Consider the following 26,256-nt stretch of genomic DNA (forward strand, 5'->3'; position numbering starts at 1 on the left):
TGGCCAACTGACGCCCGAACCCGAGCCAAGGAAGCCGCTCATGACAATCACGCAAAACAACCGTTTGGTACAGGTCGACAGTCCTCTCGGCGGCGATGTCCTGTTGTTGCAAAGCATGGAAGGCAGCGAAGAGCTGGGGCGATTGTTCCACTACGAATTGGACCTGACCTCCGAAGACCGGGCGATCACGTTCGACCAGTTGCTGGGCAAGCCGATGGGCCTGACCCTGGAGCTGTACGACGGTGGCAAACGCTACTTCCACGGCATTGTCTGCAGTTGCCGGCAATTGACCGGGCACGGCCAGTTCGCCGGTTATCGCGTCAGTCTACGGCCCTGGTTCTGGCTGCTCACGCGCACCTCCGACTGCCGGATTTTCCAGAACAAGACGGTGCCGGACATCATCAAGCAGGTGTTCCGCGACCTCGGGTTTTCCGATTTCGAAGACAGCCTGAGCGGCAGCTATCGCGAGTGGGAATATTGCGTGCAGTACCGCGAAACCAGCTTCGACTTTGTCAGTCGGCTGATGGAGCAGGAAGGCATCTATTACTACTTTCGCCATGAACAATCCCGGCATGTGCTGGTGCTCGCCGACGCCTATGGCGCCCACTCCACGGCGCCGGACTATGCCTCGGTGCCCTTCTACCCGCCCGATCGACAAATGCGCGAGCGCGATCATTTCTACGACTGGCAACTGGCGCGAGAAGTCCAACCTGGCTCGCTGGCGCTGAACGACTATGACTTCCTGCGCCCGCGCGCCAGTCTTGAGGTGCGCTCCAGCGTGCCGCGCAACCACACCAACGCCGACTACCCGCTCTACGACTACCCGGGTGAATACGTCCAGAGCAACGACGGCGATCACTACGCCCGTACCCGCATCGAAGCCATTCACAGCCAGTTCGAGCGTGTGCAATTACGCGGCCGCGCCCGCGGCATCGGTTGCGGTCATGTGTTCACGCTGACGGGGTACGACCGTGCGGACCAGAACCGCGAGTATCTCGTGGTGGCCGCCCGTTATCAGATTCGTCAGGATGCCTATGAAAGCGGGCAGTCTGACGTCGACGAACAGTTCGTCAGCGAGCTGGACTGCATGGATGCCAACCAGGCCTTCCGCCCTCTGCCCCTCACGCCGATGCCCATCGTCCGTGGACCGCAGACCGCCGTGGTGGTCGGTCCCAATGGCGAGGAGATCTGGACCGACCAGTATGGCCGGGTCAAAGTGCATTTCCATTGGGATCGCCATGACCAGTCCAACGAAAACAGCTCCTGCTGGATTCGCGTTTCCCAGGCCTGGGCCGGCAAGAACTGGGGCTCCGTGCAGCTCCCACGGATCGGCCAGGAAGTGATCGTCAGTTTCCTCGAGGGCGATCCGGATCGGCCTATCATCACCGGCCGCGTCTACAACGCCGAACAGACTGTGCCCTACGCGCTGCCCGCCAATGCCACTCAGAGCGGGACGAAAAGCCGTTCAAGCAAGGGCGGTTCACCGGCCAACTTCAATGAAATCCGCATGGAGGACAAGAAAGGCGCCGAGCAGCTGTTTATCCACGCCGAAAAAAACCAGGACATCGAGGTCGAGAACGACGAGACCCACTGGGTGGGCCACGACCGCAGCAAGACCATCGACAACGACGAGACCGTGCACGTCAAACACGACCGCACTGAAACCGTCGACAACAACGAAACCATCACCATCGGTGTGGATCGCAAGGAAAAGGTCGGCAATAACGAAACCATCTCCATCGGTGTGAACCGCACCGAGGATGTCGGCAGCAACGAGAAAATCACCATTGGTGCCAATCGCACCGAGAACGTGGGCAGTAACGAGACCATCACCATCGGTGCCGACCGCACGGAAAAGGTCGGTGCGAACGAGAAAATCAGCATCGCCAGCAACCGCACCGAAGACGTGGGCGGCAACGAGACCATCGGCATCAGCGGCAACCGTAACGAAACGGTCCAGGGCAACGAAGGCATCGAGATCAGCGGCAACCAGAGTACCCAGATCGGCCAGAACGAGTCCCGCGACGTGGCCCAGAACCGCAGCACCAACATCAAGCAGAACGACAGCCTGGACGTGGGCAAGCACTTCTCCCTCAACGCCGGCGACTCCATCAGCCTGACCACGGGCGCGGCCAGCATCACCATGAAGAAGGACGGCACCATCGTGATCAGCGGCAAGAACATTACCATCGACGGCTCCGGTGCCATCAACATCAAGGCGAACAAGAACGTGGTCGTCAAAGGCCAGAAAATCCTGCAGAACTAGCCACGGAGTGGGCGCCATGACCGTTGAATATCATTTACCCGTTTCCTCCACTGCCACGCCCGCGCGCGTGGATGGCGTCGTGATTGGGGTGCTGCTGGATGTGCCCAGCGCGGATGCTCCTGTGGTGGCCTTCCCTGGCTGCCCCGGCGAAACCGGCCTCGCCGCACGCACCACCACCCCGCTCGCCCGTGAAGACATCGGCGCCCAGGTCGCGCTGATGTTCGAGGCCGGCGACCTGAGCCGGCCGCTGGTGATCGGTCGCATCCAGCGCCTGCCACAAACCACCACGCCAGCCGTCGCCCACCTGGACGGCGAACGCCTGGAGTTCACGGCGGAGCGGGAAATCGTCCTGCGCTGCGGCAAGGCGAGCATCACCCTCACCCGCGAGGGCAAGGTGCTGATTCGAGGGACCTATCTTTCGAGCCGATCATCCGGCGTGAACCGCATCAAGGGCGGTTCGGTGCAGATCAACTAGACAGGTAGTCGCACGATGGAGCTGCTCAACGCCAGCAAACTACAGGCTGCCTATACCATGGGGATGGCGAGCGACGGTCGCGAATCTTTGGTGATAGTTGCCAAGGGCTCTTTCGATCTGCCGCTGGACGGTCGCGTCGCGACCCTTGCCGATGTCCAGCAGCCGCTGCTGATGGCCGATACTTTCCTCGGCGAACCGGGCCTCAGCGCCCCGCTGCAGGAAATGGACTTCGCCCCGGTCAAGCCATTCTGCGATGTGCTGGTCCGCGGCAAGGCCTATGCGCCAGGTGGCCGGCCCGTGACGCAGTTGACCGCAGGCATTCGTGTCGGTCAGATGAGCAAAGCCTTTTCCGTCCTCGGCCCCCGACAATGGCAACCGGGGCTATTGGGGGTTTCTCCCGGTTTACCGCAACCCTTTACCGAGCAGGACATCTCCTATGCCCAGGCCTATGGAGGCTCCCATCCCATGGCCAAGAATCCGGATATGCGGCATTGCTACCTGGACAACCCAAGCGGTTGCGGTTGGTTCCCAGGCAGCATCGACAGTGCTGAAGTCGCTTACAAGCCAATGCCCAATACCGAGGAACTGGGCAAGCCGATCGACAGCCCCTCCGGCGACTTCCGCCCCATGGCTCTCGGCCCCATCGGCCGCAGCTGGCCGCAACGCGCCCGCTTCGCCGGTAGCTACGACGATGCCTGGCTGGCTGACTGCTTTCCTTTTTTGCCAGGAGATTTCGATAACCGCTACTTCCAGGCCGCCCCTGACGACCAGCAAACCGATTACCTGCGCGGCGGCGAGGAGGTGCTGTTGCTCAACCTCACGCCCCAGGAGCGCACAGGTTTTCGCATTCCGGAAATGAATGTACCGGTGACCTTTTTCCTGAAAAAAGGCGGCCATGAAACGGTATCGGCGGTGATCGACACCTTGCTGATCGACACGGAGGCACGGCAGGTGCAGTTGACCTGGCGGATCTCCCGTCCGCTACGGCGCAACATTTTCGAGATTGCCCAAGTGCTGGTCGGCACCCTGCCCGCAGCGTGGTGGCGTGCTCGTGAATTGGGCAAGGATTACTACCCGTCGCTGGGCGCCCTGGTCAAGGCCAGACGGGCACCTGAGGAAACGGACTGATGACCACTCTGTGCATCATCGGCTCGGGAATGGTCAGCGCTGTCGGCCTCAGCGCACCAGCCAGCTGCGCGGCGATCCGCTGTGCCATCGACAATTTCAAGGAAACCCGTTTTATCGACCGCGGCGGCGAATGGGTCATTGGCGCCAGCGTGCCCTTGGAGCAACCCTGGCGCGGCCGCACCAAGCTGATCAAGATGGCCGCCCGCGCCATCGCCGACGCGTTACAGAGCACCCCCGAGGTCGATCCGGAAAAGACCCCGCTGCTGCTCGGTGTGGCCGAAGCCGAGCGTCCCGGCCGCCTGGATGGCCTCGATAAAAGCCTGTTGCAGGACATCGAAGCTGAACTGGGCCTGCGCTTTCATCCGGATTCCAACATCATCGCCCGCGGCCGGGTCAGCGCTGCGGTGGCCCTGCTCAATGCACGCACTCTGATCTACCAGGGCGGCCATCGTCACGTGCTGGTCGCTGGCGTCGACTCCTTTCTGTGCGGACCGACGCTGGTCGCCTTCGAAGAGCGTGAACGCCTGCTCACCAGCCAGAACTCCAATGGGTTCATTCCCGGCGAAGGTGCTGCCACCGTGGTACTGGCCGCCCCGGTTGCCAGCGAAACACCGCAACTGACCTGCATCGGCCTGGGTTTCGGCGTGGAACAGGCCACGGTGGAATCCGAGGATCTCCCGCTACGCGCCGAAGGCTTGACCCAGGCCGTACGCGCGGCACTCAGCGAGGCCGGCTGTGGGTTGGAGCAGATGGATTATCGGCTCACCGACATCTCTGGCGAGCAGTACTACTTCAAGGAAGCCTCCCTGGCCTTGAGCCGCACCCTGCGAGTGCGCAAGGAGTTTTTCCATCTCTGGCACCCGGCCGACTGTATCGGTGAAGTCGGCGCCGCCATCGGCCCGGTGATGCTCGCCGTGGCCCTGGCTGCCAGTCGCAAGGGCTACGGCGAAGGACCGAACATCTTCTGCCACCTGGGCAACGACGCCGGCCAACGCGCCGCCGCGCTGCTCAGCTACCAGATCGTGAGGGCCGCCTGATGGCCAACGAAGTCTTCGCCAACAATATGGAAGTGTCCTGCAAGGCGGCTGACGGCAAGTCGATCGCCTGCTTCCCGGATGTCTGTTTCACCCCACCCCAGGCCCCGCCCACCCCGCTCGGTGTACCCATCCCCTACCCCAACACCGGCATGGCCAAGGACACCACCAAGGGCAGCCGCACGGTGAAGATCAGTGGTAAGGAAGTGATGCTCAAGGACAAGAGCCACTTCAAGACCAGCTATGGGGACGAGGCTGGCAATGCGCCAAAAAAAGGAATCGTCACGACCAGGAACAAGGGCAAGGTGTACTTCACTTCCTGGTCGATGGATGTGAAGTACGAAGGCAAGAACGTGGTCCGGCACATGGACCTGACCACCCATAACCACGCTTCTCAACCTGGCAATACCGTACCTTGGCCTTATTCCGATCGAATGGCGCTCGCCGAGGACCCGGGCCAATGCAAGGAAGAAAAAGAACGCGTGAAAAAAGCGTGTGACACCAGTCAGAAAGTGGTCTGCCCAGATATCGACAAGCTAAAAAACGCCCTCAAAGACCGCAACTCCGCAAAAAAAACGGCAGGCGACGGGTTTGAGACTGATCCGGCTTATCTAGCGGCCCACACCGGAGTCAAAAGCGAATATTCGTCGTTGGCCAAGACCATCAACGCTGACCCTTGCCAAAAGGCCCTGCGCTGTTTTCTCGCTCCGTACAAGCCCAACAGATGTTGCCCGGGACAAACCGGAGACCACCTGATCGATTCGGCATCCTTTACCGATGGGCCGGCCTTCCCGGGTCAGCCCAGGAACCAGCACCCGACGAAAGCCGGCTGGAGCAAATACCAGACCGACAAGGCGCCGGTCATGTGCGTGGAGGGCCCCAACCAGACCACCGCCACCCATGGCCAGATGCATACCCGGCGTGGCGTGGTGGCCCTGAAAGAGGCCGATGCAAAAGGTGAGTGGCCAAGGTCCAAGGCCACGGAGACAGGGGCCAAAGCGGCCAAGAAAACCTTTCCGGATTCCGATTGTTCCCAGAAGTGCTTGGAAGCCCAGTTGAACAAGTACCACGACGAAGCAAAGGACCCTGGCGATGAAAAACCGATCAATGCCCGAGCTTCCATGACGAGTGATCCAGCTCAGCGAGCTCAGGCTGCGGCCGAGATGAGCCCCGTCAGTCCTCACCGCTAATTTGCTCATATCAGGAGAAAAGCATGGACCCGAAAGACCCAAGATTCAGCGGACTCAGCATCAGTACCGGAGTCGTTCGCTATTCAGACCTGAGCTATTTGATAATCACGCATGATGCCGCCATCAGTGAAGGTTATATAGATTCGATACTTTACACGCTCGATCGTGGTACCTGGTATGCCGGCACGGTGCCGTGGCTTGCCTGTTCAGGAACGGTCTGCCATAGGCCAGTCGAACGCTACCTGATGCTGGGCACCGATGGATCGGTCGAAGCCAGTGGTGGCGGCACCAAAACGGAGGAAGCCATTGCTAGTTGCGGAGTGGATCCGCGAAAGCGCGGCCCTCTGCGGGAAATCCGCGGCATCGCCAAAGGCCGCGCCTACGCTGTAGGCACCTGCCGCCAGGCCTACGTCCGCGATGGCGAAGACCAATGGCGCTGCATCGACCAGAGCGCCCAGGTCGGTGACACCCCGATTACCGACACAAGCTTCGAATCCATCGATGGGTTCAGCGAACAGGAAATCTATACGGTCGGCTGGGAAGGCGAAATCTGGAAATACGACGGCTCCGTCTTCACCCAGCAGAACAGCCCGACCAACCTGGCGCTCTACAAGGTTCGTTGCGCGCCGGACGGTTTTGCCTATGCCTGCGGCCAGCTCGGGACCTTACTGCGCGGGCGCAATGATCAATGGGAAGTGATCGACCATGAAAGCACCCGGGAAGACCTCTGGGGCATGGAATATTTCGACGGCCAGTTGTATGTGTCTTCCACCCATTTCGTCTATCGACTGGAAGGCGACACACTCAAGCCCGTCGATTTTGGCGATGATGCGCCGCGCGCGTGTTATCACCTGAGTGCGGCAGATGGGATCATGTGGTCCATCAGCCCCAAGGACGTCATGGAGTTCGATGGTTCGAACTGGAAACGGTGCCTGCAAATTGACTGAGCCGGCCAGCCCATGCCTCGGAGTCGACGGTCGATGAATACACTGCCCGTCGTCCTTGACTTGCACGCTGAAGAAGCCGGTTTCCTCGCCATCCTGCGCGATTACGCCTCGCGTGCGCCACACTACGACCTGGACGACCTCAGCACCCTGGACGAGCGCATCGACGCCCATCTCGATGGCCTGCGTATCGCCGGCTCAGCAGGCCTGGAAACGCTACTGGCCCAGCTCGACCCACACGCCATCGGCGAGATGTTCGCCAGTGTGGTGCTGGCCTTCGAGACGGCCGACGCGAAAGTACTATCGCGGCTCAGCGAGCATTTGCGCAGTGCCTTGGAAACCGAACGCGGCTACCTGATGGCTTTGGGTTGGCTTGACTGGGAACGGGTATCGCCCTGGATCGAACGTATGCTCGCCTCCCCCGAGCCCCTGTTCCGTCGCCTCGGCCTCGCCGCCTGCGGCATGCATCGCCACGATCCAGGCCCCGCCCTGCTGGCCGTACTTTCCGATGCTGACCCCAGTGTGCTGGCACGTGCCGCCCGCACGGCGGGCGAGCTGCGTCGGCGTGACCTGCTGCCGGCGATTCGTGCCCACCGCCAGCATGAAGACGCCGCCACGCGTTTCTGGGCCAACTGGGCCACCACTCAAATGGCTGATCAGCAGGCCTTGGAGCCTCTGCGCTCATTCGCCGAACAACCGGGCGAGTTTCAGTACCGCGCGCTCTGCGTACTGCTGGCTTGGCAGGAACGCGAGCCCAGCATCGCCTGGATACGTCAATTGGTACAGGATCCCCGGGATCGGCGCATCGGCATCGAGGCCCTAGGGCTGCTGGGCGATCCGGTCTGCGTACCCTGGTTGATCCAGCAGATGAGCGACCTGCCCTATGCCCGCGTCGCCGGTGAAGCCTTCAGCCTGATCACCGGCGCGGACCTGGCGCTACTCGACCTGGAATTGCAGGCCCTGCCGGATTTCGATGCAGGCCCGAACGACAACCCTGATGACCCCAATGTCGCGATGGACCCCGATGAAAACCTGCCTTGGCCGGACCCGCAGGCAATCGAAAAATGGTGGCAAGCCAATGGCGGACGCTTCCAGGTGGGTACGCGTTATATGCTGGGGTTGGCCCATAGCGAACACAGTTTTCAGCAAGCCCTTGTCCGCGGCCAGCAACGCCAACGCATCGCCGCCGCCTGCGGTCTCGCCCGCTATCGGCCAGACGAGGTGCTTTTCCCCACGAGCGCACCGGCCTGGCGGCAAAAGCGCTTGTTGGGGATGACGGCGGTGTTCGGGCGTTGATCTGCGTGTTTATATAGCGCGCCGACGCCTGGCAATCACTGACAACCCTCTGGAGGCACCGTGCCAAACGTAACCGGACAGAACCCTGTGGCCCTCATCAGTGGGGTTGGAAGCGAGATCGGAATCGGCATGGCGATCGCCCGCAGGCTGGGCGCGGCGGGAGCGAGATTGATCGTCACCGCCAGCAGTGCGCGAATCAATGATCGAGTTGCAGAACTGCGTGCCGAAGGGTTCGAAGTCGAAGGCCGGGCCCTCGATCTTACCGATGAAAACCAGGTACGTGAGTTCATCCTGTGGGCGGAGTTCCTCTGGGGTCGGATCGATATTCTGGTCAACAACGCGGGCATGGCCATGCAAGGCAGCCCGGAGTTCTTTTCCGACGTGGCAAGCATGGACCTGCACACCTGGAACCTGACACTGGCGCGAAACCTGACCACGGCTTTTCTGCTGACACGGGCCGTTCTGCCTGGTATGCGGGCGCGTCGTTACGGGCGCATCGTCAACATCAGCTCCACGACCGGCACCCGCTGCAGTAACCCCGGTGAAGCGGCTTACAGCGCCGCAAAGGCCGCGATGGTTGGAATGAGCATGAGCCTGGCGCTGGAAGTCGCCCAGCAAGGGATCACGGTGAACAGCGTCGCTCCCGGCTGGATCACTACCGGGTCGACCACTGCCGAGGAGTCCAAGGCGGCCGGTTACACGCCGATGGGCCGCGCCGGACGTCCCGAAGAGGTGGCGGCATTGGTGGCTTTCCTTGCGTCTTCAGAGGCGAGCTACCTCACGGGCGAAGTCATCGTGGTGGATGGCGGAAACTGCCTGGTCGAGAACAAGGCCCCTTGAGCTGAACAGGCGCCCCAGGCATTCGCCACGATTCGCGTCATAGGCCCAGCAATCGCTCGGCGTTACCGTGGGCGATGAGCGCCTTGTCCGCTTCAGTGATGGGCAGGCTCTCGAGGAAAGCGCGGGCGCCATCCAGGCTCTGGTAGGGATAATCGATGGAATACAGGATTCGCTCCGCGCCCATGAGCGCGTGAATGAACTGGAAATGCGGGAGCGTGAGCATGCCACTGGGCGAAACGTAGACATGCTCGCGGTAAGTCTGACCGATGGGACGTTGCAGGCCGCTGGCATCCTGGGGAATAGCGTCCTCCAGACGCTGCAGGAAAAACGGCACCATTTCGCCCCAGTGCCCACTGATGACTTGCAGATGGGGATACTGGTCGAACACGCCCGCGAGCAACATCCGCACGACTTGAATGCCTGCCTCGTTGTGCCAACCCCAGGCAAACATCGAAAGACGTGCACTGAGTTCACGCTCGAACCCGCCGTAATACGACGTTTGAACGGCAGGCAGCGGCAGACCCGGATGGACGTACAACGCAACCTTCAACTCATTGAGGGCGGCAAGAATCGGGGCATAGCCTGCGTCGTCCAGGAACGTATCCCCCGGACGACCGTTGATCAGCGCGCCTTTGAGGCCCAGCTCCGTCACCGCCCTCTCCAGCTCACGCGCCGCCGCCTCGGGTGCCTGCCACGGGAGCGTGGCAAAACCGCTGAAACGATCGGGCTGAGCTTGCGCGGTCACCGCCAGCTGGTCATTGGCAGCACGACACAGCTCAATGGCTTGCGAGGCGGGCAATAGCTGAGGAAACCCGCCATAGGAAAGCACTTGCATGCTGATTCCTGCTGCGTCCATATCGGCCAAGCGTGATGTGCCTGTTTCCAACGCCTTGCGAGCTGACTCGCTGGGCGCAACAACATGCGGCCGACTAAGGTCCGCTACCTGTACACCATCGATCACCCGACTGCCCCAGCCCGAAAGATAGGGGGCCTCGGCCTGCACGAGCGCCTGCGTGGCGACGCCCATGGCGGGGTCGAGTACGTGCTCTTCAACACAGATCAGTTTCATATCGCGCGCCCTACTCATAAGTCATCACGCTAACAGCGCATCTCGCAGTGCTTCGCCCAGGCTGGCGGCGGACTGGGGGTTTTGACCGGTGATGAGGCGACCGTCGACAACCACATTGTCGGCCCAGTTAGCCGCCTGCTGGTGATGTGCGCCGCGGCGGTTGAGCGTCGATGCCAACAGGAATGGCACAACGTGGGTGGACTGCACTTCCTCTTCCTCGTTGTCAGTGAAAGCTGCGACCCGTTTACCGGCCACGAGCAGGCTGCCGTCGGCGCGACGTGCATTGACCAAGGCCGCCGGCCCATGACAGACCGCCGAAACGATGCCGCCGGCCGCATCGATTTCGCGGATCGCCGCTTGTACGGCAGGGTTATCAGGGAAGTCCCACATCGTGCCGTGACCACCGGCGAAGAAAATGGCCGAATAGCGTGATGGATCCACCTCGTTCATGGGCAAGGTGTGCTCAAGTGCATGCCGGAAATCCGCATCGGCCCAATAGTGGGCGATGACGGGATCACTCATATCCTCCAGCCCGTCCAAGGGCGCGGCACCGCCATTGATGGAGGCCAGTTCGACACGGATGCCCGCCTCCTGCAGTTTCTCCAATGGATGAGTGACCTCGGCCAGGTTGAAGCCGGTGGGGATCCCGGACGCGCCCTTCACCGCGTTGCTGGTAACGACGAAAAGGACCGGTTTGAGTTCAGAAGCTTGTTTGTTCATGGTCTCGGGCTCTTGGTTGAGACGAAGAAGACAGGCGCGTTCATCACGATGCCAGCGCCGCAATAAGCGTCAGGCGTTACCAGGCGCGAAGAGCATTTCCCAGTTCATGAAGGGCCCGAGCGGAATGATCTCCCAGTCGATGAGCCCCACTTTGGCCAGGGGGAATTCGTTCAATGCCGCCCTGGCGGATTCCACGGTGTCGGCCTCAGCGATGATCGCGACACCTGGGCGATCCTGGCGAAAATAGAAGTCGCGCACGATGCCGCCCTTGTAGAGCTGCCAGGCATGTCGGGCTTCGTCGAACAGATGCGGCTGATATTTCTCAAGACTGGCGCCAGGTTGAGGAATGTCGAGACAAAGCAGTTTCATGGTTCGGCTCCTTGGTCGGGTGCAGGGCTTAGGCGCAGTGGAATCGACGCACTGGCTCCGCCTGGACACCAATATCAATGAACCTGTAGCTTATAGTGGAATAATAATCACCATTAACGATATTTTTTCTCCATAAAGTTGAATCAAGGGAACCAATCCAGGAGCCAGGGCCGTATGAGAGATCCATTGGATGGCGTAGCACTGTTCGTCGAAGTCGTTCACGCCGGCGGTTTTGCCCGCGCGGCTGAACAGTTGTCGTTGACGCGATCGGCGGTGGGCAAGGCGATTGGCCGGGTGGAGGAGCGGCTGGGCGTTCGCCTGTTCCATCGGACCACCCGGACCCAAAGCCTGACCGAGGCTGGCCAGGTGTATTACGAACATTGCCTGCGCGCCTTGGAAGAAGTCCGCTCGGCTCAGTCCCTGCTGGAATCGGGCCAGCAAGAAATCACGGGGCGCCTGCGCGTGACGATGCCGGTCCTGTTCGGCCAATACTGTGCCGGCCCGATCCTGCTGGAACAGGCCCGCCAACATCCCAAGCTGGAACTTGAATTGCACTTCAGCGACCAGTCCGTAGACCTGATCGCCGAAGGCTTCGATCTGGCGATTCGCTTTGGCCCCCTGGCGCAACTCAGCGGCCTACGTACACAACATCTGGCGGTCCAGCAAAAACTGCTCTGCGCATCACCAGGTTATCTGGCCAAAAACGGGCAGCCCCGCAGCCTGCCAGAATTGCTCGGCCACGACGCGGTGCTGTATCACCGGCGCGATTACACGCAGCCCTGGGCCGTTACGGATACCGATGGCCAACTCAAGACGGTGTCCCTTTCCCCGCGCATTCGTTTGAATGACCTTTCATTGATCGCCGATGCTGTCGAGGCTGACATGGGCATTGGCTGGCTGCCTTCTTGGCTGGTGCGTGATCGCTTGCGCTCGGGTGCTCTCGTTCAGCTCCTGGAAACGCATCCGCCCACCACGATGGATTGTCATGCCGTCTCACCTCAGATGCGGCAAATGCCCATGCGGCTGCGGCACATCATCGATGTGCTGGCCAGCCGACTGCCAGACATCATGAAGCTGTGAGCCAGAGAAACCGTCGCCCACAGCGTGTCGCCCGTGGGTGAGTCATTGAATTCACCCAGCCCTTGCCAGGAGTTTGTCATGAACATTCGTCAGTGGTTTTCCAAGTGCGCGATGGTGCTTTGCCTGTTTGCATCCGGCGGGGCCAGCGCGCAGACATTTCCATCCACGGTGGTGGTGCGTGTCGCACAGCTCGAGATCGATCCAGAGCAACTGCAACGCTATACCCAGATCGTCAAGGAAGAGATGGAGATCTCCGCGCGCGTGGAGCCCGGGGTGATTGCCATCTATTCGGTGGCGGATAAAGACCACCCTCACTTGCTCCACTTCTTCGAAATCTACGCTGACGAGCAAGCCTACCTGTCCCACATCGGGTCTGCGCATTTCAAACGGTACGTAGAGCAAACCCAGTCGATGATCCTCTCCAGACGATTGATCGAGACGACGCCGATCCAACTGAGTTCGAAGTGAAACCGGGACGATGCCTTCCCGTGCCAGGCAGGTGCCCTGCGGAAAAACAATGGTGACAAAAACTGACCCTGTCGATGGTTAGAGTGAAGTGATTGGCCGCAGGCTCAACGATGCGCTGGAAACCGCGCCCCTGCCCCCGGCCCTACTTCTATCTCATCAATCATCCAGAGTAAGCGTCAGCTATGAAGCGTATCCAGTATTACAATTACGGCGGGCCGGATGTGATGAAACTCGAGTCATTCACGTTGGCTTCACCGGGCCCGCGCGAAGTTGCTGTAAAAGTCAGATTCGCCGCCATCAACCCGATCGACTGGAAGTTGCGCAGCGGCCAGATGAAGATCGTTACGGGTAGGTCCTTCCCTAGGGCCATGGGAATGGACTTCTCCGGCTCGGTCATTGCGGTGGGCAGCGACGTCACGCGTTTTAAGGTGGGCGATGCTGTGTTTGGTCTCGCCCGCTTCAAGGAAAGTGGCGCCCTGGCAGAAGCGGTGGTCACCCAGGAATCGCTGCTGTCCGGCAAACCCGACGACGTATCCTTCGAGCAAGCCGCCTGCCTCGGGACACCGGGGATGACCGCGTGGAACGGGTTGCGGGACAAGGCCAGGCTGAGCGCGGGCCAGCATGTCTTCATCAACGGTTGCAGTGGCGCAGTAGGTGAAGCCTGCGTGCAGATAGCCCGTATGGTGGGGGCCAAGGTTAGCGGTTCTTGCAGTGAGCAGACCCTGGAGCGAGCGCGACGGTTGGGGGTCGATACGGTTTATGACTATCAGAAGACCGACCTCTCCCACCTGCCTGAACGTTTCGATGTGGTGTATGACACGGCGGCCACAATGCCCCTGTCACTCGGCTTCAGCCTGCTGCGCAAGGGTGGCGTACTGCTGGACCTGAATCCAAGCCCTGGCAAGTTCATTCGCGCACTCTTTGATAAACGCTTGAAACCCGTCATCTGTACGCCGCGCCCCGACGTTCTCGACACGCTCGCCCAAGCCGCCCAGAATGGCAGCTTCCGGCTTCCTGTAGCGGAGGTGGTGCCGCTCGGCGATGCGATCCAGCTTATCGCGGCCATCGAGGGCGGCAGGAAGCTCCGTGGCAAGGCCCTCGTGGCCATGGACTGAAGCGTGTCAAGAAGCCATAGATTATTCGACCTCATGCAAGTCCTTCGGCGCCACCGCGGGACGGTTTCCGGTATCACGCTGTCCCGTGAGCTGAATGTGTCGTTGCGTACCATCCGGCGAGACGTCATCACGCTGCAGTCGATGGGGGCGGACATCGTTGGTGAACCCGGCGTCGGCTACGTCCTGCGCCCGGGTTTTCTGTTGCCTCCGTTGAGTTTTACCGAGGAAGAGATCCAAGCGTTGATGGCCGGCGCACAGTGGGTCAGCCGCCAAACCGATGAAGGCCTGGCCCGCGCCGTTCAAAACGCCCTGGCAAAAATCGACAGTGTCCTGCCGCCGCACATGCGGCGAACATTGGACAACGACACGATCTATGTCAGTCGCAATCAAGGCGCGCCGGCGGCGTTGGATCTGGCGCAGGTCCGGCTGGCGCTTCGCGAACAGCGAAAAATGCGGATCGTCTACAAGGACGAGAATGGAGAGCAGACGCAGCGAACCTTCTGGCCGATCATGCTGGGGTTTGTCGAATCGCAGCGCTATATCGCCGGCTGGTGTGAGCTGCGTGGCGACTATCGTCTATTCCGAACGGACCGGATCGTCGAGGTGGCTATCCTGGAGGAGCGCTACGCCCGACCCAGGCAACAGCTGGTCAAGGAGTGGCGCGCCCGGGAAGCGCACCCGTGCAAACAGAAAGACTGCAGCTAGGACCAGCGCATTTCCCTTGTGGGAGGGAGCTTGCTCGCGAAGGCGGTGGTTCAGTCACTTGAACAACTCACTGCTCATGAAATCAATGAACACCCGCAGTTTCGGCGCCAGGTGTTTGCTTGAAGGCCAGAGCATGCGGAAGGTGTTCTGATGCCGATTGAACTCGTCGAGGACGGTGACCAGTTCACCACTGGCGATCGCCTCACGCACAGTGAAATCCGGCACGCAGGCAATCCCCAGCGCGTCGTGCACTACGTGCAGCAACGCCTCGGTAGTGTTGCAGACCAGGGTGGCCGGCAGGTTGAGATCGGGCTGTCCTTCCCCATTGACCGGCCAGACCTGCATCCTGCCAGTACTGGGAAACTTGTATAGCAGGCAGGCATGGCGCAGCAGATCCGCCGGCACCTGCGGCGTACCGTGCTCGGCGAAGTACTGGGGCGAACCGACCACAACCAGCTTGAACGGGCCCAACGGGCGGGACATCAGCCGGGAGTCGTTCGGTTCTCCGGTCCGAATGACGACATCGAAACCTTCCTCGATGATGTCCACCAGCCTGTCGGAGAAATCCAGGTCCAGTTCGATACTGGGGTAGCGGCGCATGAAGGCGATCAGCGTCGGCATCACCAAATCAGCAACCAGGGGCAAACTCACGCGCAGTTTGCCCCGCGGCGCTTGGCGGGTTTGCGACAGTTCCAGTTCGGCCGCTTCGACTTCGCAGAGAATGCGCCGGCAACGCTCGAGGAAAAGCGTCCCTTCCGCCGTCAGCGTGATACTGCGCGTGCTGCGATGAAACAGCCGCACACCCAGCCGTTCCTCGAGCCGGGCGACGCTTTTGCCCACCGCCGAAGACGAAATGCCAAGCGCCCTGCCCGCCTCTGAAAAGCTGCGGGTTTCGGCCGCGCGAACAAAAAAACCAATCCCGCTCAGTGATTCCACGCCAGGCTCCAATTACGGACATTTTTTCCGATGTGTTGCGCACTCTAGCATTCTTGTCTCGCCAAGGAGGGACACTTACCGTTGTCGGCACTTATCAATCTGCGATTGACGCCGCTATCCGGCGGGTCAGAAGCGTTTCCAAGCAGGTGACACATGACGATTGCCAATACCCATATCGACGCTGGTGCCGAGATCGTTCAAGACGCTGCGCCGCTCCCCATCGGATCACTGTTTGCCCTCGCGCTCGCGGCGTTCGTGACCATTCTCACCGAAGCCTTGCCCGCCGGCCTTCTCTCACAGATCAGCGAAGGGCTGGCGATCTCCGAAGCCCTCGCCGGCCAGTTGGTCACGGTCTACGCGATAGGTTCATTGCTGGCGGCCATTCCGTTGACGGCCGCGACCCAAGGCATGCGGCGCCGGTCGCTCTTGCTGCTGGCCATTGCCGGTTTTGCCGTGGCCAATACGGTGACGACGCTTTCGTCCCATTATGGTTTGACGATCGTCGCGCGCTTGCTGGGTGGCGTATCGGCCGGGCTGCTCTGGGCCTTGTTGGCCGGTTATGCCGCCCGCATGGTGCCCGAGAGCCAGAAAGGCCGGGCGATTGCGATTGCCATGGTGGGCGCACCCTTGGCGTTATCCCTGGGCGTACCGGCCGGCACCTTGCTCGGTAATTTGATCGGTTGGCGGATGAGCTTCGCCATCATGAGCCTGTTCGCCGTCGCCTTGATGGTCTGGGTACGACTCAAGCTGCCTGACTTTCCTGGGCAAACCACCAATAAGCGCCTTGCGTTGCGCCAGGTCTTCACCCTGCCAGGCGTTCGCTCGGTGTTGTTCGTGGTGTTGGCCTTTGTCCTGGCGCACAACATCCTCTTTACCTATATCGCACCGTTCCTGATGACGGCGGGCCTGGGCGAGCGGACCGACCTGGTCCTGTTGGTCTTCGGGGTCGCATCGTTGCTGGGCATCTGGGTCGTCGGCGTGCTGATCGATCGCCATCTACGGGCATTGACCCTTGCCAGCACGGCGCTGTTCGCCATCTCGGCACTGACGCTAGGCGTCATGAGCGATCGCCCTGCTGCGATCTACATCGCAGTGGCGGCCTGGGGAATCGCTTTTGGAGGGGCCGGGACGTTGTTCCAGACGGCAATCGCCAAGACGGCCGCAGAGGCAGCGGATCTCGCCCAGTCGATGCTGGTCACGGCCTGGAACGTCGCCATTGCCGGTGGCGGGATCGTGGGGGGCCTGCTGCTCGATCACCTGGGGGTCGTGGCGTTTGCGCCGGTCCTGGTCGTTCTCCTGCTGCTGACGTTGGCGGTGGTGTGGTCTGCCAGGCAGTACGGGTTCGCAGGGCGCATCCAATGAGGGTGAGTTGTCATCCGCGCAAATGCCTGAATTGACACAGCCGTAGCATACGTGTGGCCGCGTTGGCGAAAAGAATGGGTGGACACTATGCTGATTCCACCGTTACAGGGAGGTCCGGGGGTATGTATAACGAGGCCCAGTTTCAACAAGCCATCAAGCAAGGCTGGGATTATTTCGCCACGCTTCAGCCGTCCTATTATGAAAATAACTTTTATGGGCAAATCCGGGCGATGGAAGGTTATAAAAGCCTGAGCGCCAGCGACAAAGCCGATTATTACAAAAGCAGTCAGAAAGCCTATGCAGGTTATTACGGTTGGGAGCTGTATCAGAACGCCTACAAGAATGCCCTTAATGCCCTTGTTCTCGGTGAATTGGCGACGCTGAGAAAAGAAGGCGGCGAAGATTTATTCACCAATTTTGGAACGACGTCTTACACGCCGGATTCGCACAGCAAAAAATTTTTCACTGGGCAGAAGCCTGAAGCCAGCCAGCAAACGGGCAGTATTTTATCCGAGCAATATTGGTGGCCACTGATGAATGATTGCTGGTTATTGGGCGGTGTTCATCGACTCTGTGTGTTCTACCTCGCTTACAAGAAAGCACTGAACAAGAACTTTCTCTGGAGCGATGCCGCCAAAAGACCCACCATTCTCGGACGCGAGCTCATTGCACTGGAAGCGTTCGGGTACAAGCGCATCAGCCATCCTTATGAGGCTGACCTGGGCTTCATGTTTGGTGTAGTCAACGGTGATGCCGCCCTCAATGCGACATTCGAGGGCATCCGCGAAGCGGTCACTGCATGTGCTAACGTAGAAAGTATCGTCGCGTTCCTAAAACATGACACCGTCGACGGGACTGCCACGTTGGTACTGGCTGAGCCTGTCGTCGCCTGGGACATCAATAACCTTGAGAGCATCCACTGGAAGTATGAACTGAGTGGGATCGCACGACTGACCGGGCGTATCGTCAACGCGCAACGCCAGGACGATCGCCTGGGTCAATTCGTGGAGGTGCAGTTGATCAGCGGCAAGCAAGTATGGCAGCGCCAGGGATTTCCTACCGAAGCGATGTTCACCGCCCACTGGAACAAAGTCTTCATTCACCGCGGCACAGTAGAAGCCATCTTGCGCCGCGCGGGACGGGAACTGGTATTGAGCGTCTGAGCGCCCTACGGTATTGACTGCCATGCAACAGCGCACGGATTCGCAGGATCGGGCAAGCATCAGCCTGGATCGTGCAATCCACCCCAACCATTCCTTCCTATAGTTAACCAGAGCCAAACCATCTGGAGCTGGTCCCCCTATGAGCGCCCTGAACATAAACGGCCGTGAATACACGGTCGACGTAGACCCAAGCACCCCGATTCTCTGGACCCTGCGCGACACGCTAGGCATGACCGGCACCAAGTTCGGCTGTGGCGCGGCGCTGTGTGGTGCCTGCACCGTGCACCTGGATGGCCAGGCCATTCGTTCCTGCGTGACGCCCATCGCCGCCGCCGAAGGCAAGAAGATCACCACCATCGAAGCGGCCACCAACGGCAGCGACCCGGTCGGCAGCGCCGTGCACGAAGCGTGGGTCAAGCATGACGTGGCGCAATGTGGCTACTGCCAGAGCGGCCAGATCATGAGCGCGACCGCTTTTCTCAAGGCCCAGCCCAAGGGCAAGCAGCCCACGGCCGCCGAGATCGACTCGGCCATGGCCGGCAATATCTGCCGCTGTGGCACCTACGCCCGTATCCGCGCCGCGGTGGCTGATGCCGCCAAAGCCCTTGCCTGATCGGAGCTGACCATGTTGAACGAGATTTTTCCGAACGAGCAGCCTCGCGCCTTGCAACACATGCTTGAACGCGACGTGGCTGACGGCCCCGCTGCGCTGCCCCGCCGCAGCTTTCTCAAGATCGTCGGCATCGGCGGGCTGGCCTTGGGTGCGTTTCCACACCTGGCCCTGGCCCAGGAGGCCAATGGCGCCGCCGCAGCGCCGCTCAAGCCGACCCAGCAACCCTCCGCATTCGTACAGATCGCGCCCAGTGGCGAGGTCACGGTGACCATCAACCGGTTGGAGTTCGGCCAGGGCGTGCAGACCGGCTTGCCGATGATTCTCGCCGAGGAGCTCGATGCCGACTGGAGCCTGGTGCGCAGTCGCAACGGCAACAGTGACGCCGCCTACATGGACCCGGCCTTCGGCATCCACCTGACCGGCGGTTCCAACTCGATCAAGAACAGCTATACCCAGTACCGCGAACTCGGCGCCCGTGCCCGCGCCATGTTGCTGAGTGCTGCCGCCGCGCGCTGGAACGTCGACGTGGCGAGCCTGAGCACCCAGGCCGGCATGGTCCTCGGCCCGGCAGGCCGTAAAGCGAGCTACGGCGAACTGGCCGAAGCCGCGATGGCGATGCCGGTGCCCGAGCAGATCACGCTCAAGGATCCCAAGGACTTCCGCATCATCGGCCAGGCCACCACCCGTATCGATGCCAAGGCCAAGAGCAGCGGCCAGCAGGATTTTGGCATCGACATGCATCTGCCGGGGCAGCTCACGGCTGTCGTCGCCCGCCCACCGGTGTTCGGCGCCAAAATCGCCTCCCTGGATGACAGCGCGGCGCGGGCCACGAAAGGTGTAAAGGCCGTGGTGCGTGTGCCGCTGGACGGCGGTGCCGAAGGTGTTGCGGTGGTTGCCGACAGTTACTGGCAGGCGAAGCTGGCACGCGATGCACTGAAGGTGGAATGGAACACGTCCGCCGTGGAAAAAGTGGACAGCGAAAAACAACTGGCTCAATACCGGGAGCTGGCGGGCAAGCCAGGCCCGTTGCACTTTGATGCCGACATGACGCCGCTTGCCACCGCGCCGCATCAACTGGACGCCGAGTTCGTGTTCCCCTACCTCGCCCATGCCCCCATGGAACCGCTCAATTGCACCGTGCAGCTTGCTGGCAATGGCGCTCAATTGTGGGTCGGCACGCAATTCCCCGGCGGCGATGCGGCTGCGGCCGCCAAGGTGCTGGACCTCAAGCCAGAGCAGATCCAGGTGAACGTGCAGACCGCCGGCGGTGGTTTTGGCCGACGTGGCGTGCCCACCAACGATTTCGTTGTACTGGCTTGCGAAGTGGCCAAGGCCGCGCGCACCGCTGGGGTCAACGCCCCTATTCGCACCCTTTGGAGCCGGGAAGACGACATCAAGGGTGGCTACTATCGCCCCATGCACCTGCACCGCGCGCGCATCGGCTTTGATGACAGTGGCAAGGTCCTCGCCTGGGACCACGCCCTGGTCGGGCAATCGATCATCACCGGCACCGTGTTTGGTGGGCAGGTGAAAAATGGCATCGACCCGACCGCCACGGAAGGCCTGCGCAATCCGTATCCGCTGCCCATGCGGCTGACGGTTCATCACCCCAAGCTCAACGTTCCCGTGCTGTGGTGGCGCAGCGTGGGCTCCACCCATACGGCGTTTGTGATGGAAACGCTGATCGACGAGATTGCTCGCACGACCAAGCAGGATCCAGTGGCCTACCGGATGAAGCTGTTTGGTGACCAGAGCCCGCGCCATCGCGAGGCGCTGCAATTGGCCGTGGACAAGAGCGAGTATGGCAAGCGCCAATTACCGGCGGGCCATGCCTGGGGCGTGGCGGTCCACGAGTCGTTCAGCTCGGTGGTGGCCTACGTCGTCGAAGCCTCGGTGCAGGACGGCCGTCCGGTGCTGCACAACGTGACAGCCGGTGTGCACTGCAACCTGACGGTCAACCCACGCAGTGTCGAGGCCCAGGTCCAAGGCGCGGCGCTGATGGGCTTGTCGATGTGCCTGCCAGGTGGAGCGATCACCCTGAAAGATGGTGTGGTGCAGCAGAGCAATTTTGCCGACTTCAGCGTGCCGCGCATTACCGACATGCCGGAATTCGCCGTCCACATCGTGCCAAGCGCCGAGCCGCCCACCGGAATGGGAGAACCCGGTCTCCCGGCGTTGGCCCCCGCTTTTGCCAACGCCGTGGCGAGCCTGACGGGTAAACCGTTGCGTGAGTTGCCGTTCAAGTTGGCGTGACCGGGGTGTGAGGCTGTCTGGTCGCAATGCCAGGCACGCCTCACAATCACAAGCGAATGCGCTTGATATCCCGTTGCGGCGGCGCCCCAAAGAGACGGCTGTATTCACGGCTGAACTGCGAGGCACTTTCATAGCCAACCAAGCCCCCGGCACTGCTTGCGTCGACGTTCTGGCTCAACATCAACTGCCGAGCGGCTTGTAGCCGCAGTTGCTTCTGGTATTGCAACGGACTCATACCGGTCACGGTGCGAAAGTGCAGGCGAAACGTGGAAGGACTCATGTGCGCTTGTGCCGCCAGATCGTCCATGCGCAACGCTTGGCGAAAATTCAGTTTCAGCCAGGCGACGGTCTTGGCAATGTGCTGGCTGGGTGACCCGGCAGCGATCACATGCAGCAACTGCGGCGCGTGGGCACCGCTCAACAGGCGAGCGATGATCTCTTCCTTGATCAGCGGAGCCACTGTCTCAAGCAGCGGCGGCTCCTCCAGCAGGTCTATCAAGCGTCGCAGGGCGTCCAGCACCCCGGCATCCAGCGCTTGTACGGTAATCGGTCGAAACGCGTCGTCCCTCATGCGCTGTGACAACTGCATGCGCTCGGCCACCTGCATCACCATCGTGCTGTCGAATCTCAGCATCATGCCCAGGAATGGCTTGGCGACACTGGCTTGGGAAACATGGGAAATGACCGGCAGATCCACGCAGGTCACCATGGACTGGCCGGGCGCGTAGGTCAGTATCTCGTCCCCGAGCATGGCTTGCTTGCGGCCTTGCAAGGTCACGCCGATACCCAGGCCATAGATGCAGTGCGTCGGCGCGCTGATCGCGTTACGCCGATGCAGGCTCAAGCCGGCAATGGCGGTGATCTGGTCGCCTTCGCTGGGCACAAGCTGGCTGACCGAGCCGGCCAGGCGACTGATGTCGCTGGCGCCCCGGTCGCTTTTGAAATCGGTGTGCACATCTCACTCCTTGAAAACATCGGACCCACGACTTGCGGTGATGGCGAACGCTGTTCGGCATCACCCTAAGTCGTTGATCAATATGGACGCAGTATGCTGGGTCGGCGGTTCGAGTCGCTTGCCTGATTGAGGCAATTTCTACTCGATTTAACGATCCGTAGCTCGCATCAGTCACCTCGGGCCAGAAATGACAATGTGTTTCAGGAGTTGGGTGGGCACAAAGTGATGGTTTGGCTGGGTGCTAAAGATTCTGGAAGATGTAGCCGGTTGACCGTTGATCATCCAGCGCGACACCCACTTGCAGCAGTCGTTGGGCCAGGGCCGGCGTTTCGACCCGCACTTTCCAATCCAGGCCTGTCGGTGCCACGGGGGCGCGGTCGTAGCGCATGATCGCCTCAGCCAACTGCACTCGATCAGGCAAGTACACCGCCAGCGCGTTGCCCTTCCAAGCCGCGACGTTCATGCCCATCGCTTCACACAGCGCAATCTTGGCCTGGGCATCGTCCCTGTCCGCCTGGCGGGAACGTTCGATCTGATCGGCCAGGACCGGATCGACGACACGGTCGGTAAACAAAACCTCGCCCGTCTCCCAGACTTCGGGAGGACAGATCTTGTCGGCTGGACGCAAGGCAATGAGCGGATTGATTTCCATTGGGTAGATTCGACAGACCAACGGCCGCTCTTCATAAATACCGCAACGGCCATCGTCGCCGAGATTGCGGCACTGCGTCAGCGCATTGCCCGCCAGTACTGCAACGACTCGAATCTGGGCATCGCCACTGGTGACTTCCACGGCCCGTTGGGCGCTATGGGCAAATTGTCGAGGCTCCGAAGGCCAGGTCGACTCATCGAACGCCTCCACTACGACCGCCACCTCATGTCCGCGTTGCAGCCACTGCCTTGCCTCGTCCAGCGTCAGTGGAATCAGCCGACCCTTGCAGCAAATCCCGCAGCCGTTGCAGGCAAAGCGGATCGCGTTGTTTTCCATATCAAGCACTCGCACACATGTTTTCGATGACCTACAAAAGCCCCTGCCACTCGGATACAGCTGTGGCAGGGCCTCAGGGCCGCGAGAGTATGTGGAGCGAAATGCCAATCCGCTTGCCGAATCCGCCGGTATGTTTGCCTGATCCAAGGTGATTTCAGGTATCAGCCCTTGGGAGGAAAATCCGTTGTTTCAGGCAACCCTTCACTTCAGATACTGGGAACGCGGCATCATTGAAGATGATCGGCGTCGATCACCGCCTGGGCGAACGCCTGCGGTGCCTCTTGCGGCAAGTTGTGGCCGACGCCACCATCGATCAGGCGATGTTCGTAGATACACAGAGATACATGCGTATGCGCAAGGCTCGGTTTGCCGGACAAACCGAGAGGTGCAGGGAATCACCTGGGTCAGGATGCCAATGTTGTCGGCATTTCTCATTGGCCTTTGCTTTATGATGTTCGCCATCTCATGACTGACTGATGGAGCCCCCATGACTTTCGATTTCGACACGGTATTGGAGCGCCACGGCACCGGCAGTACCAAATGGAGCCGCTACCCGGCCGATGTGTTGCCGATGTGGGTCGCTGATATGGACTTCCCCGCCCCGCCCGTGATCATCGACGCGCTGCACAAGCGCCTGGAACATCCGATGCTGGGCTACAGCGTGGCCCAGGACGATCTGCGTGCCGCCGTCGTGGCCGACCTGTGGAACAAGTATGCGTGGCGCGTCGAGCCCCAGCAGATTGTGTTCCTGCCGGGTGTCGAGCCGGGTTTCAACATGGCGCTGCATGCCCTGGTGGAACCCCAGCAGAACGTCGTGGTGCAGGTGCCCAACTACCCGCCGCTGCGCAACGCCCCGAGTCACTGGCGGTTGAACAAAGTGGAATTGCCATTCGACCCGGTCAACGGTGAATTCCACACGCCATTGGCGGCATTGCGCGACGCGTTACAGGGCGGTGGCGCGCTGTTGCTGAGCAATCCTCACAACCCGTTGGGCAAGGTGTTTGACCGTCAGGAGCTCAAGGCCGTGGCAGATATCTGCCTGGAGCAGGACGCCTGGATCATCTCCGACGAAATCCATGCCGAGCTGTGCTTCGACGGTCGCGTGCACATTCCAACCGCCTCCCTCAGCCCGGAAATTGCCGAGCGCACCATCACCCTGATGTCCGCCAGCAAGGCCTTCAATATCGCCGGGTTGAAAACCTCGTTCGCCATTATCCAGAACGCCAAGCTGCGCGAACGGGTCAACAGCGCCCGGGCCGGCATGGTCGACAGCGTCAATGCCCTGGGCCTTGAAGCGACCCGTGCGGCCTATAGCGAAGCCGGCCCGTGGCTAGAGGCCTTGAAGGCGTATCTGCAAGCCAACCGTGATTACCTGGTCGACGCGGTGAACACGCGCCTGCCGGGCGTCACCATGACCGTGCCCCAGGGCACTTACCTGGCCTGGCTGGATTGCTCCGGGCTGGGACTGGATGACCCGCAGGCCTTCTTCCTGAAACAAGCCAAGGTCGGGCTGAGTGCCGGCCTGGATTTTGGCGACGACGCCGGTCAGTTCGTACGCTTGAACTTCGGCTGCCCGCGGGCGCTGCTGGAGGAAGGCATCGCGCGGATGGAGCGCAGCCTGAAAGCCAGGGGCTGATCCAACAGGCGACAACAATCCCCTGTGGCGAGGGGATTTATCCCCGTTGGGCTGCGAAGCGGCCCTAAAAACAGATCACTCGTTGTGTCAGGTTGACTTCGTGCGCTGTTTATTGGGGCTGCTTCGCAGCCCAGCGGGGATAAATCCCCTCGCCACAACAGTTACTCATGCATATCCGGCGCATGGACAAAGCACAGTTTGTTCCCCTCAGGATCACGGCAATACGCCCCGAAATAGCCTTCGCAATACTGTGGCCTCGGGCCGGGAGGGCCTTCGTCGATACCGCCCATGGCCATCGCCTGCTCCCAGGCGGCGCGGACGGTTTGCGGCGAGTCGGCGGCGAAGCTTACTTGCATGCCATTGCCCCACGTAGCGGGCAGGCCATTGAAAGGCAACTGGACGAAAACCTGTGGCCAATGCTTGCCGGGCCGCTGCCAACCCTCCCCCGGCGGGCCCGAATCGTGTTCACCCTCGATACGCTCCAGTCCCAGGCAGCCGAGGACTGCGTCATAAAAAGCGACCATTTTCGGCAGGTCACGCGCACCGATCTGTATGTGGCTGAACATTGTCCCGCTCCTTATCGAAACCCCGTACTGACATAGGAGAATACAGGTTCATCCAATGTTCGCCGGTGTCCTTTGTTCACCGACGAAACGCCCATTGTCACGCTCATCGACTGGCAAGAAAATCCGACCGAACTCTGTCCGAAACCCCAGAGTCCACCCTCCATCGCAACCAAGCCTGGAGAACGACAATGGTCGACTACCCTTTCCCGCCTTTCCCGAAACAAAGCCAACCAGTGCCCGGCAGCCAACGGAAAATGGACCCCTACCCGGACTGCGGCGAACAGAGCTACACCGGCTCCGGACGACTGGCGAACAAGATCGCCCTGATCACCGGCGCCGACAGCGGCATCGGTCGCGCCGTCGCCATTGCCTTTGCCCGTGAAGGCGCGGACGTGGCGATTGCCTATCTGGACGAGCATGAAGACGCCAAGGAAACCGCGCGCTGGGTCGAGCAGGCCGGGCGCCAATGCCTGTTGCTGCCCGGTGACCTGGCAAGCAAAGACCAGTGCCGCAAAATCGTCGATGAAACCGTCGCCCGCTTCGGGCATATCGACGTCCTGGTCAACAATGCCGCGTTCCAGATGACCCATGAAAGTCTTGAGAAAATATCCGACGAAGAATGGGTGCGTACGTTCGATATCAACATCACGGCGATGTTCAGGATCTGCCAGGCTGCCGTGCCACACATGAAGCCGGGGGGCTCGATCATCAACACCAGTTCGGTCAACTCCGACATGCCCAAGCCGACGTTGCTGGCGTATGCCACCACCAAGGGTGCCATCGCCAACTTCACCGGCGGCCTGGCGCAACTGCTCGGCCCCAAGGGCATCCGTGTGAACAGCGTGGCACCAGGACCGATCTGGACGCCGCTGATCGTGGCGACCATGCCAGAAGAGGAAGTACAGAACTTCGGTTCCCAGACCCCGCTTGGTCGCCCCGGCCAACCGGTTGAAGTGGCGCCGATCTATGTGCTGCTGGCCTCGGACGAAGCCAGCTACATCTCCGGGACTCGCTACGGGATTACCGGAGGCAAGCCGATACTTTAAGCAAAGCGCAGTGTTTTACCTGTGGCGACGGAGCTTGCT

25 protein-coding genes and 1 pseudogene are annotated in these 26,256 nt (G+C 60.9%); 18 read left to right on the forward strand and 8 right to left on the reverse strand.

Features of this window, described 5'->3' with window-relative positions:
- Positions 1-40 precede the first annotated feature (40 nt).
- From CFII68_RS19205 to CFII68_RS19175, 8 genes are read left to right on the forward strand one after another with little or no spacing between them, the layout of a single operon-like run.
- On the forward strand, positions 41-2,266 hold the full coding sequence (locus CFII68_RS19205; RefSeq protein ID WP_018604000.1) for a type VI secretion system Vgr family protein: 2,226 nt from the start codon (positions 41-43) through the stop codon (positions 2,264-2,266).
- Positions 2,267-2,282: 16 nt separating this feature from the next.
- Entirely contained in the window at positions 2,283-2,741 is a 459-nt protein-coding gene (locus CFII68_RS19200; protein WP_018604001.1) for a DUF6484 domain-containing protein, read from the forward strand.
- A 15-nt stretch (positions 2,742-2,756) separates the two neighbouring features.
- Positions 2,757-3,869: a DUF2169 domain-containing protein gene (locus tag CFII68_RS19195; RefSeq protein WP_018604002.1), complete on the forward strand. Its 1,113-nt coding sequence runs from the start codon at positions 2,757-2,759 to the stop codon at positions 3,867-3,869.
- Positions 3,869-4,906, forward strand: coding sequence for a 3-oxoacyl-ACP synthase (locus CFII68_RS19190; protein ID WP_018604003.1), 1,038 nt, complete (start codon positions 3,869-3,871; stop codon positions 4,904-4,906). The genes CFII68_RS19195 and CFII68_RS19190 overlap by 1 nt, the downstream gene beginning before the upstream one ends.
- Positions 4,906-6,093: a PAAR-like domain-containing protein gene (locus CFII68_RS19185; RefSeq protein WP_018604004.1), complete on the forward strand. Its 1,188-nt coding sequence runs from the start codon at positions 4,906-4,908 to the stop codon at positions 6,091-6,093. Before CFII68_RS19190 ends, CFII68_RS19185 begins: the two co-directional genes overlap by 1 nt.
- A gap of 23 nt (positions 6,094-6,116) precedes the next feature.
- Positions 6,117-7,040, forward strand: a complete 924-nt coding sequence (locus tag CFII68_RS0125880; RefSeq protein WP_033062520.1) for a hypothetical protein — start codon at positions 6,117-6,119, stop codon at positions 7,038-7,040.
- A gap of 33 nt (positions 7,041-7,073) precedes the next feature.
- The gene (locus CFII68_RS19180) at positions 7,074-8,333 is read left to right on the forward strand and encodes a TIGR02270 family protein (RefSeq protein WP_018604006.1); all 1,260 of its coding nucleotides are present in this window, start codon (positions 7,074-7,076) and stop codon (positions 8,331-8,333) included.
- Positions 8,334-8,393: 60 nt separating this feature from the next.
- Entirely contained in the window at positions 8,394-9,173 is a 780-nt protein-coding gene (locus CFII68_RS19175; protein WP_033062521.1) for an SDR family NAD(P)-dependent oxidoreductase, read from the forward strand.
- 37 nt (positions 9,174-9,210) lie between these two features.
- Here CFII68_RS19175 and CFII68_RS19170 read toward each other — a convergent pair whose 3' ends face one another.
- The 3 genes from CFII68_RS19170 to CFII68_RS19160 all read right to left on the reverse strand — a co-directional run bounded on the left by CFII68_RS19170 (position 9,211) and on the right by CFII68_RS19160 (position 11,331).
- The gene (locus tag CFII68_RS19170) at positions 9,211-10,242 is read right to left on the reverse strand and encodes an amidohydrolase family protein (protein ID WP_018604008.1); all 1,032 of its coding nucleotides are present in this window, start codon (positions 10,240-10,242) and stop codon (positions 9,211-9,213) included.
- A 24-nt stretch (positions 10,243-10,266) separates the two neighbouring features.
- Complete coding sequence (locus CFII68_RS19165) at positions 10,267-10,962, reverse strand: type 1 glutamine amidotransferase domain-containing protein (protein ID WP_018604009.1); 696 nt, start codon at positions 10,960-10,962, stop codon at positions 10,267-10,269.
- Positions 10,963-11,031: 69 nt separating this feature from the next.
- Positions 11,032-11,331: a hypothetical protein gene (locus CFII68_RS19160; RefSeq protein WP_018604010.1), complete on the reverse strand. Its 300-nt coding sequence runs from the start codon at positions 11,329-11,331 to the stop codon at positions 11,032-11,034.
- Positions 11,332-11,505: 174 nt separating this feature from the next.
- On the opposite strand from CFII68_RS19160, the gene CFII68_RS19155 reads away from it, so the two are divergent.
- From CFII68_RS19155 to CFII68_RS19140, 4 genes are all read left to right on the forward strand, one after another.
- Complete coding sequence (locus CFII68_RS19155) at positions 11,506-12,411, forward strand: LysR family transcriptional regulator (protein WP_018604011.1); 906 nt, start codon at positions 11,506-11,508, stop codon at positions 12,409-12,411.
- A gap of 78 nt (positions 12,412-12,489) precedes the next feature.
- Positions 12,490-12,879: a putative quinol monooxygenase gene (locus CFII68_RS19150; RefSeq protein WP_018604012.1), complete on the forward strand. Its 390-nt coding sequence runs from the start codon at positions 12,490-12,492 to the stop codon at positions 12,877-12,879.
- Positions 12,880-13,061: 182 nt separating this feature from the next.
- Entirely contained in the window at positions 13,062-13,994 is a 933-nt protein-coding gene (locus CFII68_RS19145) for an NAD(P)-dependent alcohol dehydrogenase (RefSeq protein WP_018604013.1), read from the forward strand.
- Between the two features lie 3 nt (positions 13,995-13,997).
- Complete coding sequence (locus tag CFII68_RS19140; RefSeq protein WP_033062523.1) at positions 13,998-14,699, forward strand: YafY family protein; 702 nt, start codon at positions 13,998-14,000, stop codon at positions 14,697-14,699.
- Positions 14,700-14,753: 54 nt separating this feature from the next.
- On the opposite strand, the gene CFII68_RS19135 is transcribed toward CFII68_RS19140, so the two are convergent.
- Complete coding sequence (locus CFII68_RS19135; protein ID WP_018604015.1) at positions 14,754-15,635, reverse strand: LysR family transcriptional regulator; 882 nt, start codon at positions 15,633-15,635, stop codon at positions 14,754-14,756.
- A 153-nt stretch (positions 15,636-15,788) separates the two neighbouring features.
- Between CFII68_RS19135 and CFII68_RS19130 the strand changes: the two genes are divergently transcribed.
- The 4 genes from CFII68_RS19130 to CFII68_RS19115 all read left to right on the forward strand — a co-directional run bounded on the left by CFII68_RS19130 (position 15,789) and on the right by CFII68_RS19115 (position 21,026).
- The gene (locus CFII68_RS19130) at positions 15,789-16,997 is read left to right on the forward strand and encodes an MFS transporter (protein ID WP_018604016.1); all 1,209 of its coding nucleotides are present in this window, start codon (positions 15,789-15,791) and stop codon (positions 16,995-16,997) included.
- 122 nt (positions 16,998-17,119) lie between these two features.
- A complete protein-coding gene (locus CFII68_RS19125) occupies positions 17,120-18,160 on the forward strand; it encodes a hypothetical protein (RefSeq protein WP_018604017.1) in 1,041 nt (346 codons plus the stop codon).
- A gap of 139 nt (positions 18,161-18,299) precedes the next feature.
- Positions 18,300-18,773, forward strand: coding sequence for a (2Fe-2S)-binding protein (locus tag CFII68_RS19120; RefSeq protein WP_003201837.1), 474 nt, complete (start codon positions 18,300-18,302; stop codon positions 18,771-18,773).
- A 12-nt stretch (positions 18,774-18,785) separates the two neighbouring features.
- Positions 18,786-21,026: a xanthine dehydrogenase family protein molybdopterin-binding subunit gene (locus tag CFII68_RS19115; protein WP_018604018.1), complete on the forward strand. Its 2,241-nt coding sequence runs from the start codon at positions 18,786-18,788 to the stop codon at positions 21,024-21,026.
- 46 nt (positions 21,027-21,072) lie between these two features.
- Here the strand turns inward: CFII68_RS19115 and CFII68_RS19110 are convergent, their stop codons facing one another.
- The 3 genes and pseudogenes from CFII68_RS19110 to CFII68_RS27850 form a co-directional block, all read right to left on the reverse strand.
- Complete coding sequence (locus tag CFII68_RS19110; protein ID WP_018604019.1) at positions 21,073-21,981, reverse strand: AraC family transcriptional regulator; 909 nt, start codon at positions 21,979-21,981, stop codon at positions 21,073-21,075.
- A 241-nt stretch (positions 21,982-22,222) separates the two neighbouring features.
- Complete coding sequence (locus tag CFII68_RS19105) at positions 22,223-22,969, reverse strand: YkgJ family cysteine cluster protein (protein ID WP_018604020.1); 747 nt, start codon at positions 22,967-22,969, stop codon at positions 22,223-22,225.
- Positions 22,970-23,196: 227 nt separating this feature from the next.
- Positions 23,197-23,298 (reverse strand): annotated as a pseudogene (locus CFII68_RS27850) (alpha/beta hydrolase); the annotation flags it as partial.
- A gap of 158 nt (positions 23,299-23,456) precedes the next feature.
- Between CFII68_RS27850 and CFII68_RS19100 the strand changes: the two are divergent.
- Complete coding sequence (locus CFII68_RS19100) at positions 23,457-24,605, forward strand: MalY/PatB family protein (RefSeq protein ID WP_018604022.1); 1,149 nt, start codon at positions 23,457-23,459, stop codon at positions 24,603-24,605.
- Between the two features lie 161 nt (positions 24,606-24,766).
- Here the strand turns inward: CFII68_RS19100 and CFII68_RS19095 are convergent, their stop codons facing one another.
- Positions 24,767-25,171 carry a VOC family protein gene (locus tag CFII68_RS19095; protein WP_018604023.1) on the reverse strand — a complete coding sequence of 135 codons (405 nt, stop codon included), beginning with the start codon at positions 25,169-25,171 and terminating at the stop codon, positions 24,767-24,769.
- A 188-nt stretch (positions 25,172-25,359) separates the two neighbouring features.
- On the opposite strand from CFII68_RS19095, the gene CFII68_RS19090 reads away from it, so the two are divergent.
- Complete coding sequence (locus tag CFII68_RS19090; protein WP_018604024.1) at positions 25,360-26,217, forward strand: SDR family oxidoreductase; 858 nt, start codon at positions 25,360-25,362, stop codon at positions 26,215-26,217.
- The last annotated feature ends 39 nt before the right edge of the window (positions 26,218-26,256 follow it).

Source organism: Pseudomonas sp. CFII68 (assembly GCF_000416195.1).
Taxonomy (GTDB): Bacteria; Pseudomonadota; Gammaproteobacteria; order Pseudomonadales; family Pseudomonadaceae; genus Aquipseudomonas; species Aquipseudomonas kilonensis.